We start from the raw sequence: 21,792 nt of genomic DNA, 5'->3' as shown, positions 1-21,792 counted from the left end.
CTCACACATGGTAATCAAGCTTGCGCCGCGCTCGTGCGCAGGTCGGGCGGTGTGCCCGGGTCGTATGCGAAATCGCTGAGCGCGGGAACCTCGCGTTCGGCGCAGTGCTCGCCGGGCACCCGGGGATTCATCCATTCCCGCAGGACCGCGGTGGCGCGCACATCGTCCTCGTTGTACTCGAGCAGCCGGGTGCGCTGGGTGAGGTCGGGCGGCGCGTCATAGCCGACCGCGCGGCGATACCAGCTCATCGAGGCCTCGCCACCGGCCTCCGGATCGCGCCAGGAGAAACCGGCGACGGGCGCGATCTTCTTCAGGCCTTTCCCGCTGGGGCAGATGAACTGATCGGTGACGGCTTGGAACATATCCACCCACTGCGGGGAGTCCACGAACGCGGTGATCTGCGCCTCGGTCGGGACACCCGGGCGACCGGCGAACCGGCGCGCCGACTCGTAGAGCCATTTGTCCTCCGCGGACCGCGAATAACAGTAGGCGGCAAAGGTCTTACCGGCGGCCAGCGCCCGCGCCCGCACCTCCATCAGCCAGGTCCAGAACTCGGCGAAAGACCTGCCCTCGTCCTCGGTCGGCAGTGGATCCCAGGTGACGAAGGCCCGATAGCGCCCGTCGAGCAAGGTGCCCCAGAGGTAGGCGCCGTCCTCCTGATAACTCTCCAGGTCGACATCCACCTCGATATCGGCCCGATGCACCCGGACCTGGTCGAACCGGCGCACCAGCGGAGCGTCCACCAGCCAGGCCCGCGCGGTGACCACCGCTTCCTCGAACGGGCCGTGCTGCCAGTCCTCGGGTTCGGGGCCGGTCCACGCGGCCAGCTCGTCGATGGTCCGCACCCCGTGCCCGCGCAGCACCTCGGCCCGGGAGCCCGGCGCCACCACGCTCACATCACGATGTTCGTCGAGCCAGGTCTGGCAGCCGCCGTCGGCGCCCCGGTTCCACCAGATGCACTGACGGCATTCGGGAACCTTCGAGGGCACGGTGGCCACCTGCCCGCGGACCACGGCGATCCGGTCGGCGAAACGACGGTCGTAGTCGGCGAGCACGGCGCTCAGATCGTGGACCAGGATCCGGTCGAAGTGGAAACCGATGACCCCCCCGATCGAGGTGGACGGCGCCAGACCCCGCCGCTCCAGCATCCGGTACACATGGGCCAGGCGCTGCTGATCGCGCGGTTGCTGGCGAAGTTTGCGGGCACGGTCGAGTTCGGGTCGCCAGTGGTAGAGATCCGAGGTCAGCGGATGGAATTCGGCCGGATCGGGTCTGCGGGGGTCGGTTACCTTGTGATTCACCACGATCACCGGGATATAACCGCCCCGTTCGTCACGCAGCAGGATCTCGGCTCCACCGCGGCGGCCGGTATCGGATTCCTGCGGCAGCAGCCCACCCCAGATCCGGGCGACGCCCGCTTCGCAGGCGCGTAGGGTGGCGGCGGCGCGCTCACCGGCCGGTAGCGCCGGATCGATGACCACCCAGGCGGTGGGGTCGGCCGCGACGAGGGTGTCGCGCACCCGTTCGCGATGTGCCTGCGCGGCGGCCCGCCGCTGCTGCACCCCCGCGTCCTCACGTACTTCGGCGAGCAGCTCCGGGTAGGCGGCGTCCAGTCCGAGCCGGTGCCGGCAACCGATCAGGCTTCGGGCGTCCAGATACGCCGGCCGGGCGCCTTCGGTGGTGGTCCGGCCGTTGAGCACGGGAAATACCCGCCGCCCGGGATCGGCGCCGGAGGGTTCGTCGTGGTCGTCGCTATCCGGTTGCACCCATGCAGTATGGTCCCTGCCCCTGACAGGCCACCGAACCGATCACCCGGTGAGAGATACACCGCATCGACGCGACCAGCGGTCGGGGTGGAGTCTGTCGCCGGTTCCGCCCGGAAAACGATAGGGTGTCGGCGGACCGTGTGACACGGGTGGACGATGCGGTTTTCCGTGTCGTATCGCCGTAGCGAACCAGCATTACGGAGGGCCTTCGATGGGGTTGTTCACCAAGCGCAAGCGGCGGCCGAGTCGGCGGGCCGAGGCCAAGGCTCTCAAGCACAAGGCCGCCCTGGAGGCCAAGCTCGGGGCGAAGAACGAACGCAAACGGCAACGCGCGGAAGTCCGTTCGCAGCGCAAGGTCGCCAAGGCGCAGATCGCCGCCCTGCAGGCCGAGGAGAAGGCCGCGCTCGAGACGGCCGCCCGCGCCGCACGGGACCCGTTCGGCCCGGGGCAGATCAAGAAGTACATCGGGGTGGCCCGGGTGCTGGTGCCGGTGCTCGCCCCGCTGGCCTATCGTGGCGCGACCTACCTGCGCGGGGAACTCGACAGCCGGCGCGCCCGGCAGCTCGGTGTGGGGGTGGACCGCCTCGGCGACTATGCCGGGCACGGCGGCAAACTGCAGGCACGGATCGCCAATACCGAAGCGGCCCTGGACAAGATCGCGAATGGGAACGCCGGCGCGCAAAAGGACACGCAGCAGTTCGTCGCGAGCGCGCACAGCCGGCTCGACGCCCTCGCGTCGGCCGTACGCACGGCCGACCAGATGCCCGCCTCCCGGCGGCGTTCGGTACACGCCTCCATCGGCACCGAACTGTCCCGCATCGAGGCGGACGTGCTCGCCCGCCTCGGGGTCGCCTGAAGCCGGGCCCACCCCGGTACGGGGGCCGGGCGCGCGGAGTCCGGACGGGTCGGCGACCATGGACAGTGCCCGGCCCGCTCTCCGACCGCGTCACCGAAAGCACACGATGCCTGCCAGCCCGTCCACCGCGACCGCACCCCTGCGAGGTTGTGTGGCCGGTGCGACGTCCGCCGCGCTGGCCGTGGCCGCGCACGGCGCGACCGGCGGTGGATATCCCTCCTCCGCCGGAGCGGCTCTTCTGCTGCTCGCCGCGGCCGTCACGGGGTTCGTATCCGGCCCGTTCCTCGGTGGAAACGGGCACGGGCGGGTACGGCCCCTGCTGTTCTCCCTCGCGGGCGGTCAGATCGCGGGGCACTGGGCCCTGAGTGGTCTCACCGGCCATCACACCACCGGCGCCGCGGCTCTTGCCGATCCCGCCGCCGGGCGACCGGCGATGCTCGCCATGTTCGCCGCCCATCTGCTCGCCGTCGTACTCTGCGCACTGGCGATCAGCGGCGCCGAACGACTGTACCGGGTGGCGTCGGCGGCCCTGCGGGCACTGCTCACGCCGCCGGAACCCTTACCCGGCGCGTACCGGGCGAATGCCGCCGCAACCGATACGCGGCCGCGATACGGGGCTCCGAAGACAACGCGCGGACCGCGCGCACCACCGGTGCGCGGCGGTATCGACGCCCTGGTTTCCTTCGGAGAGAAAGTCTTCAGCCCATGTCACACGGGTTTCCCCCGGCCCTGCGCCGAGGTCTGACCGCCACGGTCGCCACCGGCTTCGTCCTGGCCGGAGCCGGTACGGCCGCCGCGCACGTCACCGTTTCCGCCCCGGACCCCACCCCCGGCCGATCCACCGTCGCCACCTTCAGCGTGCCCACCGAATCGGATACCGCCGCCACCACCGCTGTGCGGATCGCCGTACCGGAGATCGCGACGGCGCGCACCGAACCGGTTCCCGGCTGGACCACGAAGATCGAGCGGAACGCCGAGGACGAGGTCACCTCCATCACCTGGACCGCCGACCCGGGGACCCCGGGTATCCGGCCGGGTGAATTCCAGCGTTTCGTCGTTTCGCTCGGTCCGCTGCCCGAAACGGAGACGATCGGTTTCCCGGCCGAGCAGACCTACAGCGACAAAACCGTCGTGCGCTGGGATCAGACCGGCGATCACGATTCCGTCGATCATCCCGCCCCGGTGCTGGAACTGACGGGAGACGGTGACGGCGACAGTTCACACCACCACTCCGGCCACGGCGACGATTCGGTGGCGGCCGAGGACGATGCCGCTTCGGGTGGCGATACGACGGCACGCCTGCTCGGTGGTATCGGTGTGGCACTGGGCGCACTCGCCCTCGGCGCCGCGGCCGGCGTGGTGCTCCGGAGCCGGCGATGAACCGCCCGGCGACCCGGCCGATACGCCTCTTCGCGCTGGTCACCGCCCTGTTCTGTCTCGTACTCGGTCTCGCGGCCGGCCCGGCCGCGGCCCATTCCGCGGTGGTGAGCAGCGATCCGGCCGACGGCGCCACCATCGATACCGGACCGGCGCGCGCCACCATCACCTTCAACGAACCGCTGCAGCCGAATTTCCCCGCCATGACCGTGGTGGGGCCCGACGGCAATCTGTGGTCCAAGGGAGAGCCGCTCGTCGAGGGCCGGAACCTGAGTATCGAGGTGGGGGAACTCGGGCCCGCCGGCGTGTACCGGATGGCCTACCGGGTCACCTCGGCGGACGGCCATGTCGTGGACGGTGAGCGCACCTTCACGTTGAGCACGCCGGGCAACGGCATACCGGGACCGGCGGCGAACGCGCAGGGTTCGGGTAACGGATCGGGCGGTATCCCGGTGTGGGTGTACATCGTCGGCGCGATCGTGTTGTTCGGCGGCGGTCTCGCGTTCGCGCTGTTCGGTTCCGGCCTGGGCAAGGGGAAGAACCAGCGGTGAAGGGCCGTGCCCCGAGCCGATCCGACGGACGGATCGCGCTCGGCCTGGTGATACCGGCGGGTCTGCTCGGGGTCCTGGTCGCATGGACGCTGAGCGATATCCCGGCATCGGCGGCGGTCCGGTCCGCCGCCGATATCGCGGGTGCGACCGTGCTGGGACTGGCCGCCCTGCCGCGGCTGAGTGAGCGCGTCGAGGTGCCCTGGCGCATGCTGGCGATAACGGCGGGGCTGTGGGGTTGCCTGGAATTCGGTGTGCTCGTTTTCGCCGCGGGAGAGGTGGCGGGTTCGGGGGTTCTCACTTTGGGCCCCGCTGATTTCGGCACCTATCTGCTGCGTATCAGCGGCGGTCAGATCGGGTTGGCGATCCTGTTGGGTATCGCCGCTGTCACGGGGTACGCCGCGCTCGCCTTCCGGCGGCCGGAGCAGCGCACACCGGATCTGGTGCTCGTCTTCGCGGCGGTCGCCGTGACGCTACGCCCGATCACCGGGCATATGTCCCAGCAACCGTTCGGATCGGCGCTGGCCGGTATCCACGCCTTGGCCGCGGCGGCCTGGCTGGGCCTGCTGCTCGCTTTGGCGCTGGTGGTACGCGGCCGGAGCGGCTGGGCCGCCGCGCTACCGAAGTACTCGGCGGTGGCTTTGCCGATGGTCGCCGCGGTGGCGACGACCGGACTGCTCAACGGTCTGGTGCGGCTGGGTGGGATCACCCCGTTCTTCACCACCGGGTACGGCCGGATCATGGTGGCGAAATCGGTGCTGCTGGCGGTATTGCTGGCGCTGGGCTGGTGGTGGCGCAGGAGCTGGGTCGCGGCGGCAGCCGGGCACCGGATGCCGGCGGAGGCGTCGCTGCGGCGCGCGGTCGTGGAGGTCGCGACGATGGCGGTGGTGTTCGGGCTGGCGGCATCGCTGTCCGTATCGGTCTAGCCCGGCAGCTGCCCGCCACAAACCAGCCCTGGTGATGCATATCACACAGGCATAGCCTGGAGCTATGGAAAAGCCGACTTTCAAGCAACGGATCGCCTACGATCTGGGCCGCGAACTACCCGCGGAGCTACACGAATGGGTCCTGCGAGACCTCGTCGGCCATGGGGCGATGGAACGCTACCTGATCCGCTTCATCGGGCCGATCATCCCGTTCTTCGCGCTGATCCTGCTGTTCCCGGGCCCCACGACCCTCAAACTCGCCCTGATCCTCATGATGGTCGTTCCGCTGATCATCTTCACGATCGCGTTGAGCTACGTGTGGCGGCGGTACCGTCTCGTGCAGCACGGACTGAACCCGGATCTCGTCGACCGGCAGAAATGCTCCGAACACGATCGAGAGCTGTACAACCTGCGTTATCGCCACCAGTGATACTCGCGGGTAACCACAACGGGGGGTGGGTGCTCGCTGCCGCGATCCACCCGGCACAATCGGAGCAATGACCGATTCAGCGCAGCAGGTGGCCACCGCGGATCTCGCCGACGAGATCGGTCCCGATATCCGCAGTTGCGACACCCAGTTCATCCAGTTCGGCGGCCGCTCGGTGTTCTCCGGCCGGATCACCACGATCCGCTGCTTCCAGGACAACCTGCTGGTCAAACAGACACTCGGCGAGCCCGGCGCGGGCAGGGTGCTGGTGGTCGACGGCGGCGCCAGTGTGCATACCGCCCTGGTGGGCGATATCATCGCCGGCCGCGGCGTCGAGAACGGCTGGGCGGGAGTCGTGGTGAACGGCGCGGTCCGGGATTCGGCCATCCTGCGGACTCTCGATATCGGGCTCAAGGCTCTGGGTACCAATCCGCGGAAAAGCACGCAAACGGGTTCGGGCGAAAAGGACGTCGCGGTCGAATTCGGCGGGGTGACGTTCACTCCCGGCGATATGCTCTACAGCGACCACGACGGCATCGTGGTCCGTTCCGAGGCCTGACCCGCCCCGCCCGGGTGGGCACCGCCGGAACTCAGGACGGCGCGGCGCTCACCCTGGCGAGGTGACCGGCGAGCGCCACCACATCCCCCACCTGGAGTTGCCGCCCGCGGCGCAACTCGACCTCGTCGTTCACCCGCACCAGTCCCGCGGCGATCACGGTTTTGGCCTCCGACCCCGATTCGATCAGGTTGGCCAGTTTCAGGAACTGGCCGAGCCGTATGGCGGCATCGTCGATCGGCACATCGATTGGATCCGGCATGGTTTCATGCTTACTCCCCCGGCCGGCGCGTATTCCGACCGGCCCGGGAAAAACCCGGTTGCCACCCTCGGCCGGCCGGACAATGAAACACCTATCCGGCGTCTCGCCGTCACATACGTGCCACTCCGGGTGGCGATTTCCCATATCGGCCAACCGGGCCCACGCGCAGAGCAATACGTGCGGACCTCGGGCGAACAACCCGACTAACACGCCGGGACACAGCAGAGTGTCGATGAAATCGAGCGGCAAACTGGAACGGTGATATCCACGCAGGAACCGCGAGCGTCCGAAACATCCGGTGGGCGGGACGAGCCCGGCCGATTCGCGGCCGTACCTCGTTTCGCCGCACTGATTTCGGGTCTGCTCGCCGCGGCCTGTCTGGTCTGGAGTTTCGTACCGGCACTGTCCACGGCGCTGGCCGGGCCGCGAAATCATCTCGACGAGTACTACCTGAACGCGCCCGGCACCAGCCTGCTGTGGGCGGCGCTGATGGGAATGCTGGCTCTGGGACTGGCCCGGCGTAAACGATCGGCGCGGTGGGCGCTGATGCTCTACCTGGCCGGCTGGATACCGGTGAACCTGGTCACCGCCGTGCGCGAACAGGATCGGCATGCCGCCGTGGCCCTGATCGTTCACCTGTCCCTGTTCGGGCTCCTCGTCATGAGCCGGGCGCAGTTGCGCGCCCGCATCCGCCCGGCCACGCTACGGCCCGCGCTCACCACTCTCGCCGGCGGACTCCTCCTCGCGGGAGCGGCCGGTTGTGCCGTAGTACAGGCGCTCCCCGGCTCGTTACCCGAAGGCCCCCGCCGAGTCCTGTGGGTCGCCGGCCGGCTCGGCGCCGGCCTCTTTCTCGATACTCCCGACCCGGGCGAGGCACCGCCGTTCCTCACCCAGTTCCTGGTCGGTCTCTTCGGCGTGCTCGTGGTCGCGGCGACCGTACTCGTCCTGCTCCGTACCCAGCGCGCCGAGAACGCGCTCACCGAGTCCGACGGCCGCGCGCTGCGGCGTCTGCTGGACGGCCCGGACCCGGCCGGGTCGATCGATTACCTCACGACCCGGCGTGATCGCTCGGTCGTCTTCGCACCCAATGGGCGGGCAGCCGTGAGCTACCGCGTGGAGCACGGCATCTGCCTGGCCCTCGGCGACCCTGTCGGCGCACGTGATTCCTGGCCGCAGGCGGTGACCGCATGGCAACAGCACGCCCGCCGCTTCGGCTGGACCGTCGCGGTGATCGGAGCCGGTGAGGCCGGCGCCCCGGTGTACCGGCGAGCCGGGCTCACCGCCCGGCCGGCGGGCGCGGAAGCCGTACTCGATCCCCGGACCTTCTCCCTGGCCGCGCCCGAGCTCGCAACTGTCCGGCAGGCGGTCGCCCGGCTCCGCAAACAGGGTGTGACAGTCCGTATCCGTCGGCACCGCGAGCTCGGCACCGCCGAATTGGCACAGCTCGCCGTCTGGGCCGAACAGTGGCGGCCCGCCGAGACGGAACGCGGTTATCCCCTCCCCCTGGGACGGCTGGGCGACCGGGAGGACGGCGACTGCCTGCTCGCCGAGGCGGTCGACGCGCAGGGACGGGTACGGGCTCTGCTCTCGCTGGTTCCGTGGGGACGGAACGGAGCGACACTGGAGATGATCCGACGGGAGCCCGCCACTGCCGAAGAGATCACCGACCTGCTCGTGACCGAGTTCGTCCTGCACGCCGAACAGCTGGGCATCCACCGGGTTTCGCTGAATTTCACCATGTTCCGCTCCGTCTTCGAAGCCGCCGGCCGGTATGCGGGCCCGCCCGCGGGAGCGGGCATCCTCCGCGCCGTACCGGGCGCGACGACCGCCCTAGTCGCGGGGGTGCGCACCGCACCGCTGGCTTTTTCGCGGTGGTGGCAGCTCGACCAGCTGCACCGCACGAACGCGCGGTACCAGCCACAGTGGGCGCCGAGGTTCGTCCTGTGCGAATCCCCGCGCGACCTCCCACGTATCGCCGCGGCCGCCGCCCGGGCCGAAGGCCTGCTCCCCGGCTCCGGGACGGCCGTCTCGGCTTTCGCCTACACCGGGCGTCATCGCCGCGCACCCGAGCCACCCGCTATCGGGGAGCCCGGAGCGGAGGTGACCCCGGAGACCGATCCGGCACCCACGCACCGCCCCGAGCAGGTACGGGTACGTACCGAGAAACTGGACCGGCTCACCGCCGCGAACATCGACCCCTACCCTCTGCCCTTCCCACCGACCCATACCGTAGCGGCGGCCCGCAGGGTCCCACGTGGCACCACGGTGCGGGTTTCGGGCCGCCTGCTCCGCTTACGGGATTGCGGCGGAGTGGTATTCGCCGTGATCCGGGACTGGAGCGGCGAAATCCAGCTCCTGCTCGATCGGGACCGCCTCGGCACACGACGCTGTGCCGAATTCACCGAACTCATCGACCTCGGCGATCTGCTCTCGGTCAGCGGCCGGCTCGGCTTCAGCCGGCGCGGCGAACTCTCCCTACTGGTGGCCGATTGGCGGATGCTCGGAAAATGCCTGCATCCGCTGCCCGATAAATGGCACGGTCTCAGCGATCCCGGCCTCCGGACGCGGCGCAGCTATCTGGACCTGATAACCGATCGCAACGCCCGCGAACTACTGACCCGGCGCAGCGCGGTCCTGCGTTCCCTGCGCGATGTCCTGCACGACTTCGGTTTCCTGGAGGTCACCACACCGGTACTCCAGCACACCGCCGGAGGGGCGGACGGCCGCGGGCTGCGGACCCATCTCGATGCCGCGAATACCGAACTCTATCTGCGATCCGCACCGGAACTGTCACTGAAACGGTTGTGCGTAGGTGGTGTGGAGAAAGTGTTCGAACTCGGCCCCGGCTTCCGCAACACCCGGGTCGACGCCCGGTACCTGCCGGAATTCACACTGTTGCAGGCCTACGAAGCACACAGTGATCACCGGCGGATGATGACACTGTGCCGGCAGCTCGTCCAGCAGGCGGCCCTGGCCGCCAATGGTTCCATGGTCGCCATGCGGCCGACCCCGGACGGCTCACTCGAGACGGTCGATATTTCCGGTCAGTGGCGGGTGCGATCGATGTACGAGGCTCTCGCCGCGGAGACCGGTACCGAGGTCACATCCCGCACCGAGCTTTCCGAGCTGCGGAAACTGTGCGAAAAGGCCGATATCGTCTACCAGCACGGTTGGGATCGCGGCCGCACCGCCTACGCGTTGTACGAGCGGCTGGTCGCCGAAACCACCCAGGAGCCCACGTTCTACCTCGACCTCCCCGCCTCGGTGTCGCCGCTGGCTCGCCCGCACCGCCGCGATCCGGAGCTGGCGGAACGCTGGAAACTGGTGGCCTGGGGCATCGAACTGGGTACCGGGTGCAGCGAACTCACCGATCCCGTGGAACAGCGGCGCCGCCTCGCCACGCAAACCCGGATCGCGGCAGGTGGTGGTCCGGCAGCGAAAGAACTCGACGAGGACTTCCTCCGTGCGCTGGAGCACGCCATGCCGCCCACGGGTGGGCTGGGGCTGGGGGTGGACCGGGTGATCATGCTGCTGACCGGGCGTACGATCCGGGAGACCCAGCCGTTCCCGTTGGTCAAACCACGGTGATCTCCGGTGTCGGCGGATCCGCTCGTCGCACCGCCGGGTTCGTGCGACCGGCGCCGTCCGGGGAAAGGTTTCGCACCCGGTGCGTGGGGAAGTACGGTGTAGTGACTTTCGGCCCCGGGAGGAGGGGCCTTTCTCTCGGAACGGGGTTTGACTTTGAGTTACGTGGACCTGTTGGCGCACGCGAGCACAGTGGATTTGTCCGCGTGGACCGATACCGATGTGCTGGCGTCCGTGGCCGATTTGGAAGCTCGCCGCAAAAGTAAAGGCAAGGGTGGTGGTTTCGGCGTCGTAGGCGCGATCTGTTGTGTCATCGTCGTTGTCATCATCGTCGCGGTCATTCTGCTCGCGCGGAAGAAGAGCAGTAACAACAATTCGCCGGGTCAGTTCCCCCAGCCGGGTCAACCACCCCAGGGCGGCTACCCGCAGCAAGGTGGCTACCCCCAGCAAGGCGGCTACCCCCAGCAAGGCGGCTACCCCCAGCAAGGCGGCTACCCCCAGCAAGGGGGCTACCCACAGCAAGGCGGTTACCCGTCCGACCCGAATTACCCGAACCCGCCGCAGGGTGGTCAGCCACCGTACCCGCCCACCGGAAACTGATCGCGTGACATCGGCCCGGCCCGCCCCCACGGCGGGCCGGGCCGTTTCGTATTCCGGGCCCGGACGGTGCACCGCCCGTCCACCTCGGCTACCGGGTACCGGGACCGATGCGGCAGAGTGGACCCGTGCAATTGATACTCGTTCGCCATGCTCAGCCGCTCCGGGTAGAGAACGCGGAACAAGCCGCGGACCCCGGACTCGCGCCGGTCGGCATACGGCAGGCCGAACGGGTACCGGCGGCGCTGGAGCCGCACCGGATCAGCCGGGTGATCAGCAGCCCCCAGCGCCGGGCCCGGGAAACCGCCGCCCCCACGGCGGCGAAACTGGGCCTGGAGGTCGACATCATGAACGACCTGGCCGAATACGATCGTGAACTACCGTCCTATATTCCGATCGAAGATGCCAAAACCGAATTCCGCGACGCCTACGACCGGATCAAAGCCGGCCATCTTCCGCAGCAGGTCGATGCCGACGCGTTCCGGCAGCGGGTACACGATGCGATAACCGAAATCGCTTCGACCACCGCCGCACCGGATACGGTGGTGGTTTTCGCGCACGGCGGTGTGATCAATGTGACGCTCCAGGACATCCTGGGTTTGGCGCGCCCATTGACCTTCCCGATCGATTACTGCTCGATCACTCGGATCCTGTTCTCGCGCACCGGCCGCCGGACGGCGGCCACGGTGAACGAGAACGGACACGTCTGGGAGTTGCTCCCGCGTAATGTCTCCGGCTGATCAGGCCATGCCCGCGATCCAGTTGTGCATCCAGGACAGCGCGGTCTGACCACCGCCGACGTTGTAGCTGCCGTAGGAATGGTGCGACTCGGAGCGGTAGAACGTCTCGAGATCCTTGACCCGCTGCTCGTTCGCTCCCTCGGAGAGCTGCGCCTGCAGGGTGGGCAGGCCACCGTGTGACATCAGATCGCCGACGATCGCCGCGACCTCCAGCTGGTACCGCCAGATGTTCGCGGGATTGGCATCGGAGCTCTGAGCGAGGAAACCGGCGAAACGAGTGATGAAATCGTCCTGCGCGGTGGCGCAGTAGAGATCGTCGGGAATGCAGATGGTGCGGGTGCGATCGCTGACCCAGCCGAACCCACCGACCCGGGGTCCACCGGCGCCCGCGCCGGGTGCCGGCGGGCCGACCTGGATATCGCTGGGCGAACGGCGCGGGTCGGAGATCAATCCGACACCCGCGATACGGTCCGGAGCGATCGGGCCGAGGCCGGTGCCGATCTCGGCCGCGAGGTCACCTGCGGCGTCGGCGCCCTGGCTGTAACCGACGAGGGCGACCCGGGTGCCGCCGCAGCGCTCGAGCATATTCGTGATCATGCCGCGCGCGTTGGTGACGGCCTCGTGCTTGGAGGCGCCGTAGACATCACCCTCCCAGGGGAAGGCGGTGGCCGCGTAGGTGACGTAATCGACCTTCGCCGAGGACGGCAGGTTGTTGGTCACCCGGGCCAGCATGCCCGGCTGGGGCTTCTTCTCGTGCCCGGTTTCCCAGGTCCCCGGGATCGCCACCACATAGAGGCTCGGGCATCCGGGTGCCGCTTGGGCCGCCGAGCCGCCGAAAACCAATCCGGATGCGACCGCCGCGCAAGCACCGAACGCCGCGGCAACCCTCTTGAACTGCATACTGCTCCAGTCAGCCCTGGCCCTGATGGGCGCTCTCGTTGATGTAGTTGCCAAGATGCTGAACCCGGCCGATGACACCGATATGTGTAACAGGTGAACAACAACCCCGCGTCACAATTACACGATCGGATCACGATCTCGTACCGAGACACACCGGAGATAACAATAGAGCCGCAACGGAGTCACCGCCAGCCGGCTTTTCAGAATTCGGAAACGGTGAAGTCCCGCCGGAAAGATGGGGTGTGATCGGCCGCGGCCGCGCCCGATTCCGCCGTACCCCGGCTGTCCCGGGTCGATGGGAGCGGGGGAATCCGTTTCGCCGCGACTCTCTTCCAGAACCGGGGGGAAAACATATCGCCCCGCATTCGGTAACCGGAAAAACAGCAGCGGCGCGGTGTTCCCGTGGAATCGGGAGACACCGCGCCGCTGGTTCGTTCTGTTCCGTACCGGAATCACATTCGGTGCCGGATCACGGACCCGCACCGGCCGGAACCGGTGCGACGATCAGCGCTGGGCGACCGCCGTCGGCGGGATCGGCGCAGGCAGCGCCGTCTCACCCTCCAGGTACCTGTCCACCGACGACGCGGCGGCCCGACCCTCGGCGATGGCCCAGACGATCAGGGACTGACCGCGCCCCATATCGCCGGCGACGAAAACACCGGGGATATTGGTGGCCCAGTTCTTGTCCCGCTGGACATTACCGCGCTGGTCGTAGCCGACACCGAGATCGGTGAGCAACCCCGGCTTGTCCGGGCCGACGAAGCCCATGGCCAGCAGTACCAGATCGGCCTCGAGGGTGAAATCGGTGCCCTCGACCTTCTCGAACCGGCCGTTGACCATCTTGACCTCGTGCGCCTCCAGACCGGTGACGCGACCGTCCGTACCGACGAACCGCTCGGTGTTGACCGAGAACACCCGCTCGCCACCTTCCTCATGTGCCGAGGAGACCCGGTACATGAGCGGGTAGGTCGGCCACGGAGTGGAGCCGGCGCGTTCCTCCGGCGGCCGCGGCATGATCTCGAACTGGTGCACGCTGGCCGCGCCCTGCCGGTGCGAGGTGCCCAGGCAGTCGGCGCCGGTATCACCACCGCCGATGATGACGACCTTCTTACCGTGCGCGTGGATCGGCGGCAGGCCGTTCTCGTCGGTCACCGGATCGCCGTGCTGCACCCGGTTGGCCCAGGGCAGGAATTCCATGGCCTGATGGATACCGTCCAGCTCACGGCCCGGAATCGGCAGGTCGCGCGCCTGGGTGGCGCCACCGGCGAGGACCACCGCGTCGAACTGCTCCCGCAGTTCCTCGGCGGTGATGTCGACACCGACGTCGACCCCGGTCTTGAAGATGGTGCCCTCGGCCTCCATCTGGGCCAGCCGGCGGTCGATGAACCGCTTCTCCATCTTGAATTCCGGGATGCCGTAGCGCAGGAGACCACCGATGCGGTCGGCACGCTCGAAGACGGTCACGGTGTGGCCGGCCCGGGTGAGCTGTTGCGCGGCCGCCAGGCCCGCGGGCCCGGAACCGACGACGGCCACCTTCTTGCCGGTGAGCCGGGTCGGATAGACCGGGGTGACCCAGCCCTCGTCGAAAGCGTTCTCGATGATCTCGACCTCGACCTGTTTGATGGTCACCGGGTCCTGGTTGATCCCGAGGACACAGGACGCCTCACACGGCGCCGGGCACAACCGCCCGGTGAACTCCGGGAAGTTGTTCGTGGCGTGCAGCCGGTCGATGCCTTCGCGCCAGCGGTCCTTGTACACCAGGTCGTTCCACTCGGGAATCAGGTTTCCCAGTGGGCAGCCGTTGTGGCAGAACGGGATACCGCAATCCATACACCGGCTGGCCTGGCGCTGCAGGGTCTCGTGCGGGAAACCCTGTTCGTACACCTCTTTCCAGTCCATCAGGCGCAGCGGCACCGGACGGCGCGCGGGCAACTCCCGGGAAGTGTGTTTCAGAAATCCTTGGGCGTCACCCACGTGCGGCCTCCATAATCGCCTCGTCGACGTCCTTACCGCTCTTCTCGGCCTCGGAGATGGCGAGCAGCACCTTCTTGTACTCGCGCGGCATGACCTTCACAAAGTGGTTCACCTGCTGCGACCAGTCGCTCAGGATCCGTTCGGCCACCGCGGAACCGGTCTGGTCCCGGTGCTGGCCGATGATGTCACGCAGCCAGGTGAAATCGTCACCTGACAGCGGTTCGATGGCATCCGCCTGCTCGGGGTTGAGCCGGCCGGCGAAAGTGTTGTCGGGGTCGTAGACGAACGCCAGACCACCGGACATCCCGGCGCCGAAGTTACGTCCCGTCTCACCGAGAATGACGACCCGGCCGCCGGTCATGTACTCGCAGCCGTGATCACCGACGCCTTCGACCACCGCGGTGGCGCCGGAGTTGCGCACCGCGAACCGTTCACCGACCACACCGTTGATGAACACCTGGCCGCTGGTCGCGCCGAACAGGATGACGTTGCCCGCGATGATGTTCTCCTCGGCCCGGAAATCGGCCGAGGCATTGGGCGCCGGGCGCACCACCAGGTGTCCGCCCGAAAGACCCTTGCCCACGTAATCGTTCGCGTCGCCCTGCACCCGCAGAGTGATACCGGCCGGGACGAACGCGCCGAAACTGTTACCGGCCGAACCGGTGAGGGTGATGTCGATGGTGTCGTCGGGCAGACCGGCGCCACCGTAGAGCTTGGTCACCTCATGGCCGAGCATGGTGCCGACCGTCCGGTTCACGTTCGTGATCTTGGTTTCGATCTTCACCGGCTTACCGAACTCGAGCGCGTCGCGACTCTGTGCGATGAGCTCGTTGTCCAGCGCCCGGTCCAGGCCGTGGTCCTGTTCCTTGGTCCGGCGCCGGTCCTGGAACATGAACGCCGTCTCGACATCGTCGAGGATGGGCGACAGATCCAGCTTGCTCGCCTTCCAATGCTGTTTGGCCTTGGCGGTATCGAGCAGGTCGACCCGGCCGATGGCCTCGTCCAGGGTCCGGAAACCGAGCTCGGCCAGCAGTTCCCGGACCTCTTCGGCAATGAAGAGGAAGAAGTTCTCCACGAACTCGGGCTTACCGGTGAAGCGATCACGCAGCACCGGATTCTGGGTGGCCACACCCACCGGGCAGGTGTCCAGATGGCAGACGCGCATCATGATGCAGCCGGACACCACCAGCGGAGCGGTGGCGAAACCGTACTCCTCGGCGCCGAGCAGCGCGGCGATCATCACGTCACGGCCGGTCTTCATCTGGCCGTCGACCTGCACCACGATCCGGTCGCGCAGGCCGTTGAGCAGCAAGGTCTGCTGGGTTTCGGCCAGGCCGAGTTCCCAGGGACCGCCGGCGTGCTTGAGCGAGGTCAGCGGCGAGGCACCGGTACCGCCGTCGTGCCCGGAGATGAGCACCACATCGGCGTGGGCCTTGGATACGCCCGCCGCGACCGTGCCGACGCCGGGTTCGGCGACCAGCTTCACGTGGATCCGCGCCTGCGGATTCGCGTTCTTCAGATCGTGGATGAGCTGCGCCAGGTCCTCGATCGAATAGATGTCGTGGTGCGGGGGAGGTGAGATCAGCCCGACGCCCGGGGTGGAGTGCCGCACCTCGGCGACCCACGGGTACACCTTGTGCGCGGGCAGCTGACCGCCTTCACCGGGCTTGGCGCCCTGAGCCATCTTGATCTGGATATCGGTGCAGTTGGTCAGATAGTGCGCGGTGACCCCGAACCGGCCCGAGGCGACCTGCTTGATCGCGCTGCGCCGCCAGTCGCCGTTGTCCTCCGGCTCGAACCGGGCCGGCGATTCGCCGCCCTCGCCCGAGTTGGAGCGCCCGCCCAGCCGGTTCATCGCGATGGCGAGGGTTTCGTGTGCCTCGGCCGAGATCGAGCCGTAACTCATCGCACCGGTGGAGAAGCGTTTGACGATCTCGGTGGCGGGCTCGACCTCCTCGATCGGGATCGGGGAGCGGGCACCCTTCTTGAACTTGAACAGGCCACGCAGCGATGCCAGCCGCTCGGACTGGTCGTCGACCAGTTTGGTGTACTCCTTGAAGATCGAGTACTGGCCGCTGCGGGTGGAATGCTGCAGTTTGAATACCGTGTCCGGGTTGAACAGGTGGTATTCGCCCTCCCGCCGCCACTGGTATTCCCCACCGACCTCGAGTTCGCGGTGGGCGCGCTCGTTGCGGTTCTCCAGGAAGGCGACCGAATGCCGGGCCGCCACATCGGTGGCGATCTCGTCCAGGCCGATACCACCCAGGTGAGAGCGCAGACCGGTGAAGTACTCGTCCACCAGTTCCTGCCCCAGGCCGATCACCTGGAACAGCTGGGCGCCGTTGTAGGAGGCCACCGTGGAGATGCCCATCTTGGACATCACCTTCAGCACGCCCTTGCTCGCGGCCTTGTTGTAGTTCGCGACCGCCTTGCGGTAATCGGCCGCCAGATCACCGGTGCTGCCGGGAATGGACAGCGCACCGCGCTCGAGCATGTCCTCGATCGATTCGAACGCCATGTACGGGTTGATCGCGGCGGCACCGAAACCGACCAGGGTCGCCATATGGTGCACTTCGCGGGCGTCACCCGCCTCGACGACCAGGCCGACCATGGTGCGGGTGCGCTCCCGGACGAGATGGTGATGCACCGACGCGGTGAGCAGCAGCGACGGAATCGGCGCGAGCTTCTCGTTGGATTCGCGGTCGGACAGCACGATGATCCGGGCCCCACCGTCGATGGCGGCCGAGACCTGGGTGTTGATGGCATCCAGCGCCCGGCGCAGGCCCTCGCCGCCCGCGGCGACCTCGTACAGCCCGCGCACGACCACCGATCGCAGACCGGGCTGGCTGCCGTCGTCGTTGATATGAACCAGCTTGGCCAGTTCGTCGTTGTCGATGATCGGCTGCTGGAGCACGATCTGCCGGCACGACTCCGGGCTCGGGTTCAGCAGATCGGATTCCGGGCCGATATGACGGCGCAGACTGGTGACGACCTCTTCCCGGATGGCGTCCAGCGGCGGGTTGGTGACCTGCGCGAACTGCTGGGAGAAGTAGTCGAACAGCAGTCGCGGCCGCGCCGAGAGCACAGCGATCGGGGTATCGGTACCCATCGAGCCCAGCGCCTCGGCGCCGGTTTTCGCCATCGGCGAGATGAGCAGGTTCAGTTCCTCGGTGGTGTACCCGAAGATCTGCTGGCGGATCAGCACCCGGTCGTGCGACATGTGCACATGCGGACGGTCGGGCAGATCGGACAGGTGCTTGATACCGGCCTCGAGCCATTCCCGGTACGGGTGCTCGGCGGCCAGCTGCGATTTGATCTCCTCGTCGCCGACGATCCGGCCCTGCGCGGTGTCGACCAGGAACATCCGGCCCGGTTGCAGCCGGATCTTGCGGACCACCTTGGACTGATCTATATCCAGTACACCGACCTCGGAGGCCATGACCACGAGGCCGTCCTCGGTGACCCAGATCCGGCTGGGGCGCAGGCCGTTGCGGTCCAGGACGGCGCCGATGACCGTACCGTCGGTGAAGCAGACCGAGGCGGGCCCGTCCCAGGGCTCCATCAGCATGGAGTGGTACTCGTAGAACGCCCGGCGCTGCGGGTCCATGTTCTCGTTGCGTTCCCAGGCTTCGGGAATCATCATCAGCACCGCGTGCGGCAGGCTGCGGCCGCCCAGATGCAGCAGTTCCAGCACCTCGTCGAAGCGCGCGGTATCACTGGCACCCGGAGTACAGACCGGGAAGATCTTCTCCAGGCGGTTCTTACCGGCCGAATCCTTGCCGAAGATATTCGAACGCAGCAGCGCCTCGCGGGCCCGCATCCAGTTCTCGTTACCGGCGACGGTATTGATCTCACCGTTGTGCGCGACCCGCCGGAACGGGTGCGCCAGCGGCCAGGACGGGAAAGTGTTGGTGGAGAACCTGGAGTGCACGATTCCCAGGGCGCTCTCCACCCGGTCGTCCTGCAGGTCCAGGTAGAAGGCACGCAGCTGTGGCGTGGTGAACATGCCCTTGTAGACGAAGGTCTGCCCGGACAAGCTGGGGAAGTAGACGGACTCCCGGCCGACCGCACCCTCGCCGGCGCCGGACCGGCCGAGTTCGTGCTCGACCCGTTTACGGATCACATAGGCGCGCCGCTCCAGGTCCATACCGGAGAGCTGCTCGGCCGAATCGGCCGGCGATCCGATGAAGACCTGCCGGAACAGCGGCATGGCGTCGCGCGAGAGCGCGCCGAGCGATGATTCGTCGATCGGTACCTCGCGCCAGCCGAGTACCGTCAGGCCCTCTTCCTTGACGATCTTCTCGACGCCGTAGCAGGCGCGGGCGGCTTCCCGCCGCGCCTGGGGAAGAAAGGCGATACCCGTGGCGTAGGAGCCTTCCGGTGGCAGCTCGAAATCGACCACTTCCCGGAAGAAGCGGTCGGGGACCTGAATGAGGATGCCCGCGCCGTCGCCGGAGTTCGGCTCGGCGCCCGCTGCGCCGCGGTGCTCCAGATTCAACAGAGCCGTAATGGCCTTGTCGACGATGTCACGGCTGCGGCGGCCGTGCATATCACCGACGAACGCGACACCGCAGGCGTCGTGTTCGTTCGCCGGGTCGTAGAGCCCGATGGGTCCGGGGGACCTGTGGCCAGGTAGTTGCGTCATGCCTCTGCCTTCGAGAAAGTCGACCTCGACGCGGTGCGGCCTTTGCGAGAACGCCCTGTCGAACGCCGGTACTGTCGAACGCTCCCTGCTAGGACTGCGTCCGTACGTTCGCCGAAACCAGCCGCGCTGATGGTGTTCGGCGTGCAGTCACGTCTGAAGTTGTCCACCCGCGGTTGTGCGCAGGTACCCGCTGGTAACGAAACGCTTACGCGCTCGGAACCCGGAGCGTGGTTTTCGCCCACTAGGCTGGCTTGTATCGGTCTCGCCCGAACGTGCCCTCGGCCGGACATCGGTATGTGCGGCGTAAGAGCAAACGATAAGCCAGGCCCGAGACCCAACCAACCAAGGCTGCCCTAAGAATCGGATCTAGCTGGGCTTCTTCATTCGTTCCTCCACATATGCGCGTTTTCTAGTGTAAAGCAGCGTCCGAGGGTGAATCGATGCCGGACCAGCCCTCCGAACAGCGGCGATCTACCGGTTGCAGCCTTTTCCCGATGTCGCGCCCCATCCGCCGAACCCGCGCTCACCTGCATCGAAGATGAATTCCCGCCTACGGCAACAGGCAAACCCACGCATTTTCGGCTAACTGTGATAGGGGCCGGTGAGATGTTCGTGATAGGGGCGTGACAAGCACAGAACATGATCCGACCGTCCGGACTGTTTTTATATTCACAGCCTTCAGCACACGATCAGCAAACCTACTTCAGAGTGGTTTACGACACATTTTCAAGCCTCCTGGCGTATGCCGGATCTCCTGCGGCGGCGTGGATTTCGGACCCGAGCGGACGTAGAGCGGCCCCGCCCCACGGGGCAGCGGGGGGCGTCTGTGAAGATGCCCACACCCGCTCGCCGAAGCTCGATGCCCGGCGGGCGGCCTGTCACGCTGAGACAACGGAGAGACGACGGCTGTAGAGGATATGGGCCCCATGAGCGTCACCGGCATGTTCATCCGGCTCGGCGGCGGACAGCCTCCGGAAACCGCCGACGGTTACGAGCGCACCGGCTATGCGATGACCGGTGTGGGCGTAGCGCTGTTCGCCGTGGTCACGGCCGCAGTTACGGCGGTCGCATCGAAAGCCGCCGACTGGCCGCTCGCGGCAGTGGTACCCACCGCGCTCGTGGCCGGTCTGCTCGCCGGCCTGCTCGGCCGGGCGCTCGCCGGGGCCGAACCCACCGCACGGCTCGATCTGCCCGCTGGGAAGGTGAACATACGGGCCGTCGCCGCCCGCATCGGTGTGGCCGTGCTCGCCGGGCTGGTGGTGGCCGAACTCGCCACCACGGTGCTTTTCGACGGCACCGTGGACCGAATTCTCGACGAGCGCGCGGCGGCCGCCGCCGCGACGGCACCCGCCGTACGCACCGCACAGGACGAACTCGATCGCGCCGGCGCCGACCGCGCGGCCCTGGGCCGGGCCATCGCCGCGGCGGCCGCCGATATGGACAGTGCCCTGATCGTGGCCCGTTGCGAATTCAACCCGACCCCGGAATGCCCCCAGACCAAGATCACCGGGGTTCCCGGTCGCGGTCCGGAAGCACAGACCGCGAACCAACTGCTCGAGGACGCGCGCGCCGCGCTCACCGCCGCCCAGGAGCGGGTCGCCCCGCTCGACCAGCGGGTCGCCGATGCCCGGACCGCCCTGGGGGTCGCCCGGTCCACCGCCACCGCCGAGGGCGATCGTGGTTTCGGCGCCCGGTGGTCGGCCGCACACGACCACACCCTCGCCCAGCCGGGCGCGCTCGCACTACGGCTGCTCACCTGGACGGTCTTCGCCTTCCTGGCGCTACTACCGCTCATCCTGCGGTGGTGGCGCGGGGAGACCACACAGGAACGGCGGCGGGCCGCCGCGGCGGTTCAGGACCGGGCCGCGCTGGCCGCCGAGACCGCCATCGCCCGGAAAGAGGCCGAAATCCGGGTCGATACCGCGGCCGTACAGGCGGAGCAGCAGCTGACAATCGCCCGCTCGACCGCCGAAGCCGATACCGCCATCGAAAGGGAACGACAGCGCACCAGGGTGATCGCCGCACTCGGCGGGCTCGAGATCGAGGTCACCGGTTCCCCCGAACCCAACGCTCTCCCTGAAGCAGCAGAGCCGGCGGACGCTCTCCCGGTCCCGCTCGACAAGAACCCTTCGGCCCGCCCGTCCGCGGGGTTGGAGCTCCCCCTGATCGGGACCGTCCCCTTCACCGATACCGCGGCCCGGTTGATCCGGCCGCTGGTCCCGGGATTCGTCACGGCGGCCATCGACAACGCCGTCGATACCGCCAGCAGGCCCCTGCGTATCGCCCGCCACGTACTCACCGAGGCCGAGGAGATCACCTTCACCCTCCGCCGCGCGCGCAAGGTCACGGTGGACAGCCGCGACGGGAACACACCCCCGGTTCGTGCCGGTTCTCGGAGAGAAGGCCCGGCCGGGGCCGCCGAGCTCACGCTCGACGCCGATGCGATCGTTTCGGCCACCACACGTCTGGAGCCGGCGGAGCCCGCCGTGCTCTCCGGCCCCGACGCGGCGGCGCTACCGGACGGGCACCACCCGCGAGAACTGCCCCCGGGCAGCTGACCGCCACGGACGCCACAGAGTTCTTCGTGGCGCGATCTCCCGGACTACGAACGGTCGCCGGGCAGGCGCCCCCGG

At 67.9% G+C, this 21,792-nt stretch carries 16 protein-coding genes; 11 read left to right on the top strand and 5 right to left on the bottom strand.

All coding sequences use genetic code 11. The annotated features are described in order from the left end of the window. Nucleotides 1–14: 14 nt before the first annotated feature. Nucleotides 15–1,700, bottom strand: coding sequence for a TM0106 family RecB-like putative nuclease (locus tag ACYR7D_RS06600; RefSeq protein WP_459550053.1), 1,686 nt, complete (start codon nucleotides 1,698–1,700; stop codon nucleotides 15–17). Between the two features lie 277 nt (nucleotides 1,701–1,977). On the opposite strand from ACYR7D_RS06600, the gene ACYR7D_RS06595 reads away from it, so the two are divergent. The 7 genes from ACYR7D_RS06595 to rraA all read left to right on the top strand — a co-directional run bounded on the left by ACYR7D_RS06595 (nucleotide 1,978) and on the right by rraA (nucleotide 6,459). Then, nucleotides 1,978–2,622 carry a DUF6474 family protein gene (locus tag ACYR7D_RS06595; protein WP_459548734.1) on the top strand — a complete coding sequence of 215 codons (645 nt, stop codon included), beginning with the start codon at nucleotides 1,978–1,980 and terminating at the stop codon, nucleotides 2,620–2,622. 151 nt (nucleotides 2,623–2,773) lie between these two features. After that, nucleotides 2,774–3,367 (top strand): hypothetical protein, encoded by a 594-nt coding sequence (locus ACYR7D_RS06590; RefSeq protein ID WP_459548733.1) that lies wholly within the window; start codon nucleotides 2,774–2,776, stop codon nucleotides 3,365–3,367. Continuing rightward, nucleotides 3,328–4,002, top strand: a complete 675-nt coding sequence (locus ACYR7D_RS06585) for a YcnI family copper-binding membrane protein (RefSeq protein ID WP_459548732.1) — start codon at nucleotides 3,328–3,330, stop codon at nucleotides 4,000–4,002. Before ACYR7D_RS06590 ends, ACYR7D_RS06585 begins: the two co-directional genes overlap by 40 nt. Next, nucleotides 3,999–4,550 (top strand): copper resistance CopC family protein, encoded by a 552-nt coding sequence (locus tag ACYR7D_RS06580; protein WP_459548731.1) that lies wholly within the window; start codon nucleotides 3,999–4,001, stop codon nucleotides 4,548–4,550. The genes ACYR7D_RS06585 and ACYR7D_RS06580 overlap by 4 nt, the downstream gene beginning before the upstream one ends. Further along, complete coding sequence (locus tag ACYR7D_RS06575) at nucleotides 4,547–5,473, top strand: CopD family protein (protein ID WP_459548730.1); 927 nt, start codon at nucleotides 4,547–4,549, stop codon at nucleotides 5,471–5,473. Before ACYR7D_RS06580 ends, ACYR7D_RS06575 begins: the two co-directional genes overlap by 4 nt. A 64-nt stretch (nucleotides 5,474–5,537) precedes the next feature. After that, complete coding sequence (locus tag ACYR7D_RS06570; protein ID WP_459548729.1) at nucleotides 5,538–5,903, top strand: DUF5313 family protein; 366 nt, start codon at nucleotides 5,538–5,540, stop codon at nucleotides 5,901–5,903. A gap of 67 nt (nucleotides 5,904–5,970) precedes the next feature. Next, nucleotides 5,971–6,459 carry a ribonuclease E activity regulator RraA gene (gene rraA, locus ACYR7D_RS06565; RefSeq protein ID WP_459548728.1) on the top strand — a complete coding sequence of 163 codons (489 nt, stop codon included), beginning with the start codon at nucleotides 5,971–5,973 and terminating at the stop codon, nucleotides 6,457–6,459. Between the two features lie 31 nt (nucleotides 6,460–6,490). Here rraA and ACYR7D_RS06560 read toward each other — a convergent pair whose 3' ends face one another. Next, entirely contained in the window at nucleotides 6,491–6,718 is a 228-nt protein-coding gene (locus tag ACYR7D_RS06560; protein WP_459548727.1) for an RNA-binding S4 domain-containing protein, read from the bottom strand. 258 nt (nucleotides 6,719–6,976) lie between these two features. Between ACYR7D_RS06560 and lysX the strand changes: the two genes are divergently transcribed. The 3 genes from lysX to ACYR7D_RS06545 all read left to right on the top strand — a co-directional run bounded on the left by lysX (nucleotide 6,977) and on the right by ACYR7D_RS06545 (nucleotide 11,640). Then, nucleotides 6,977–10,306 carry a bifunctional lysylphosphatidylglycerol synthetase/lysine--tRNA ligase LysX gene (gene lysX, locus ACYR7D_RS06555; protein ID WP_459548726.1) on the top strand — a complete coding sequence of 1,110 codons (3,330 nt, stop codon included), beginning with the start codon at nucleotides 6,977–6,979 and terminating at the stop codon, nucleotides 10,304–10,306. A 153-nt stretch (nucleotides 10,307–10,459) separates the two neighbouring features. Further along, entirely contained in the window at nucleotides 10,460–10,903 is a 444-nt protein-coding gene (locus ACYR7D_RS06550) for a hypothetical protein (RefSeq protein WP_459548725.1), read from the top strand. A gap of 125 nt (nucleotides 10,904–11,028) precedes the next feature. After that, nucleotides 11,029–11,640 (top strand): histidine phosphatase family protein, encoded by a 612-nt coding sequence (locus tag ACYR7D_RS06545; RefSeq protein WP_459548724.1) that lies wholly within the window; start codon nucleotides 11,029–11,031, stop codon nucleotides 11,638–11,640. Here the strand turns inward: ACYR7D_RS06545 and ACYR7D_RS06540 are convergent, their stop codons facing one another. The 3 genes from ACYR7D_RS06540 to gltB form a co-directional block, all read right to left on the bottom strand. Further along, nucleotides 11,641–12,540 carry a cutinase family protein gene (locus ACYR7D_RS06540; protein ID WP_459548723.1) on the bottom strand — a complete coding sequence of 300 codons (900 nt, stop codon included), beginning with the start codon at nucleotides 12,538–12,540 and terminating at the stop codon, nucleotides 11,641–11,643. It lies immediately after the preceding gene. Between the two features lie 504 nt (nucleotides 12,541–13,044). Continuing rightward, complete coding sequence (locus ACYR7D_RS06535; protein WP_459548722.1) at nucleotides 13,045–14,514, bottom strand: glutamate synthase subunit beta; 1,470 nt, start codon at nucleotides 14,512–14,514, stop codon at nucleotides 13,045–13,047. Further along, a complete protein-coding gene (gltB, locus tag ACYR7D_RS06530) occupies nucleotides 14,507–19,159 on the bottom strand; it encodes a glutamate synthase large subunit (protein WP_459548721.1) in 4,653 nt (1,550 codons plus the stop codon). Before gltB ends, ACYR7D_RS06535 begins: the two co-directional genes overlap by 8 nt. A gap of 926 nt (nucleotides 19,160–20,085) precedes the next feature. On the opposite strand from gltB, the gene ACYR7D_RS06525 reads away from it, so the two are divergent. Next, nucleotides 20,086–21,717 carry a DUF4407 domain-containing protein gene (locus tag ACYR7D_RS06525; RefSeq protein WP_459548720.1) on the top strand — a complete coding sequence of 544 codons (1,632 nt, stop codon included), beginning with the start codon at nucleotides 20,086–20,088 and terminating at the stop codon, nucleotides 21,715–21,717. The last annotated feature ends 75 nt before the right edge of the window (nucleotides 21,718–21,792 follow it).

Source organism: Nocardia sp. X0981 (genome assembly GCF_977089955.1).
Note: the sequence above shows the minus strand (reverse complement) of the source record. Positions and strands in the feature narration are given on the sequence as shown.

What these genes read in the sequence shown, in the direction of transcription:
- ACYR7D_RS06560 (WP_459548727.1), bottom strand. Translation starts at nt 6,718, where the DNA reads ATGCCGGATCCAATCGATGTGCCGATCGACGATGCCGCCATACGGCTC.
- ACYR7D_RS06580 (WP_459548731.1), top strand. Translation starts at nt 3,999, where the DNA reads ATGAACCGCCCGGCGACCCGGCCGATACGCCTCTTCGCGCTGGTCACC.
- rraA (WP_459548728.1), top strand. Translation starts at nt 5,971, where the DNA reads ATGACCGATTCAGCGCAGCAGGTGGCCACCGCGGATCTCGCCGACGAG.
- ACYR7D_RS06570 (WP_459548729.1), top strand. Translation starts at nt 5,538, where the DNA reads ATGGAAAAGCCGACTTTCAAGCAACGGATCGCCTACGATCTGGGCCGC.
- ACYR7D_RS06525 (WP_459548720.1), top strand. Translation starts at nt 20,086, where the DNA reads ATGAGCGTCACCGGCATGTTCATCCGGCTCGGCGGCGGACAGCCTCCG.
- ACYR7D_RS06540 (WP_459548723.1), bottom strand. Translation starts at nt 12,540, where the DNA reads ATGCAGTTCAAGAGGGTTGCCGCGGCGTTCGGTGCTTGCGCGGCGGTC.
- gltB (WP_459548721.1), bottom strand. Translation starts at nt 19,159, where the DNA reads ATGACGCAACTACCTGGCCACAGGTCCCCCGGACCCATCGGGCTCTAC.
- ACYR7D_RS06595 (WP_459548734.1), top strand. Translation starts at nt 1,978, where the DNA reads ATGGGGTTGTTCACCAAGCGCAAGCGGCGGCCGAGTCGGCGGGCCGAG.
- ACYR7D_RS06585 (WP_459548732.1), top strand. Translation starts at nt 3,328, where the DNA reads ATGTCACACGGGTTTCCCCCGGCCCTGCGCCGAGGTCTGACCGCCACG.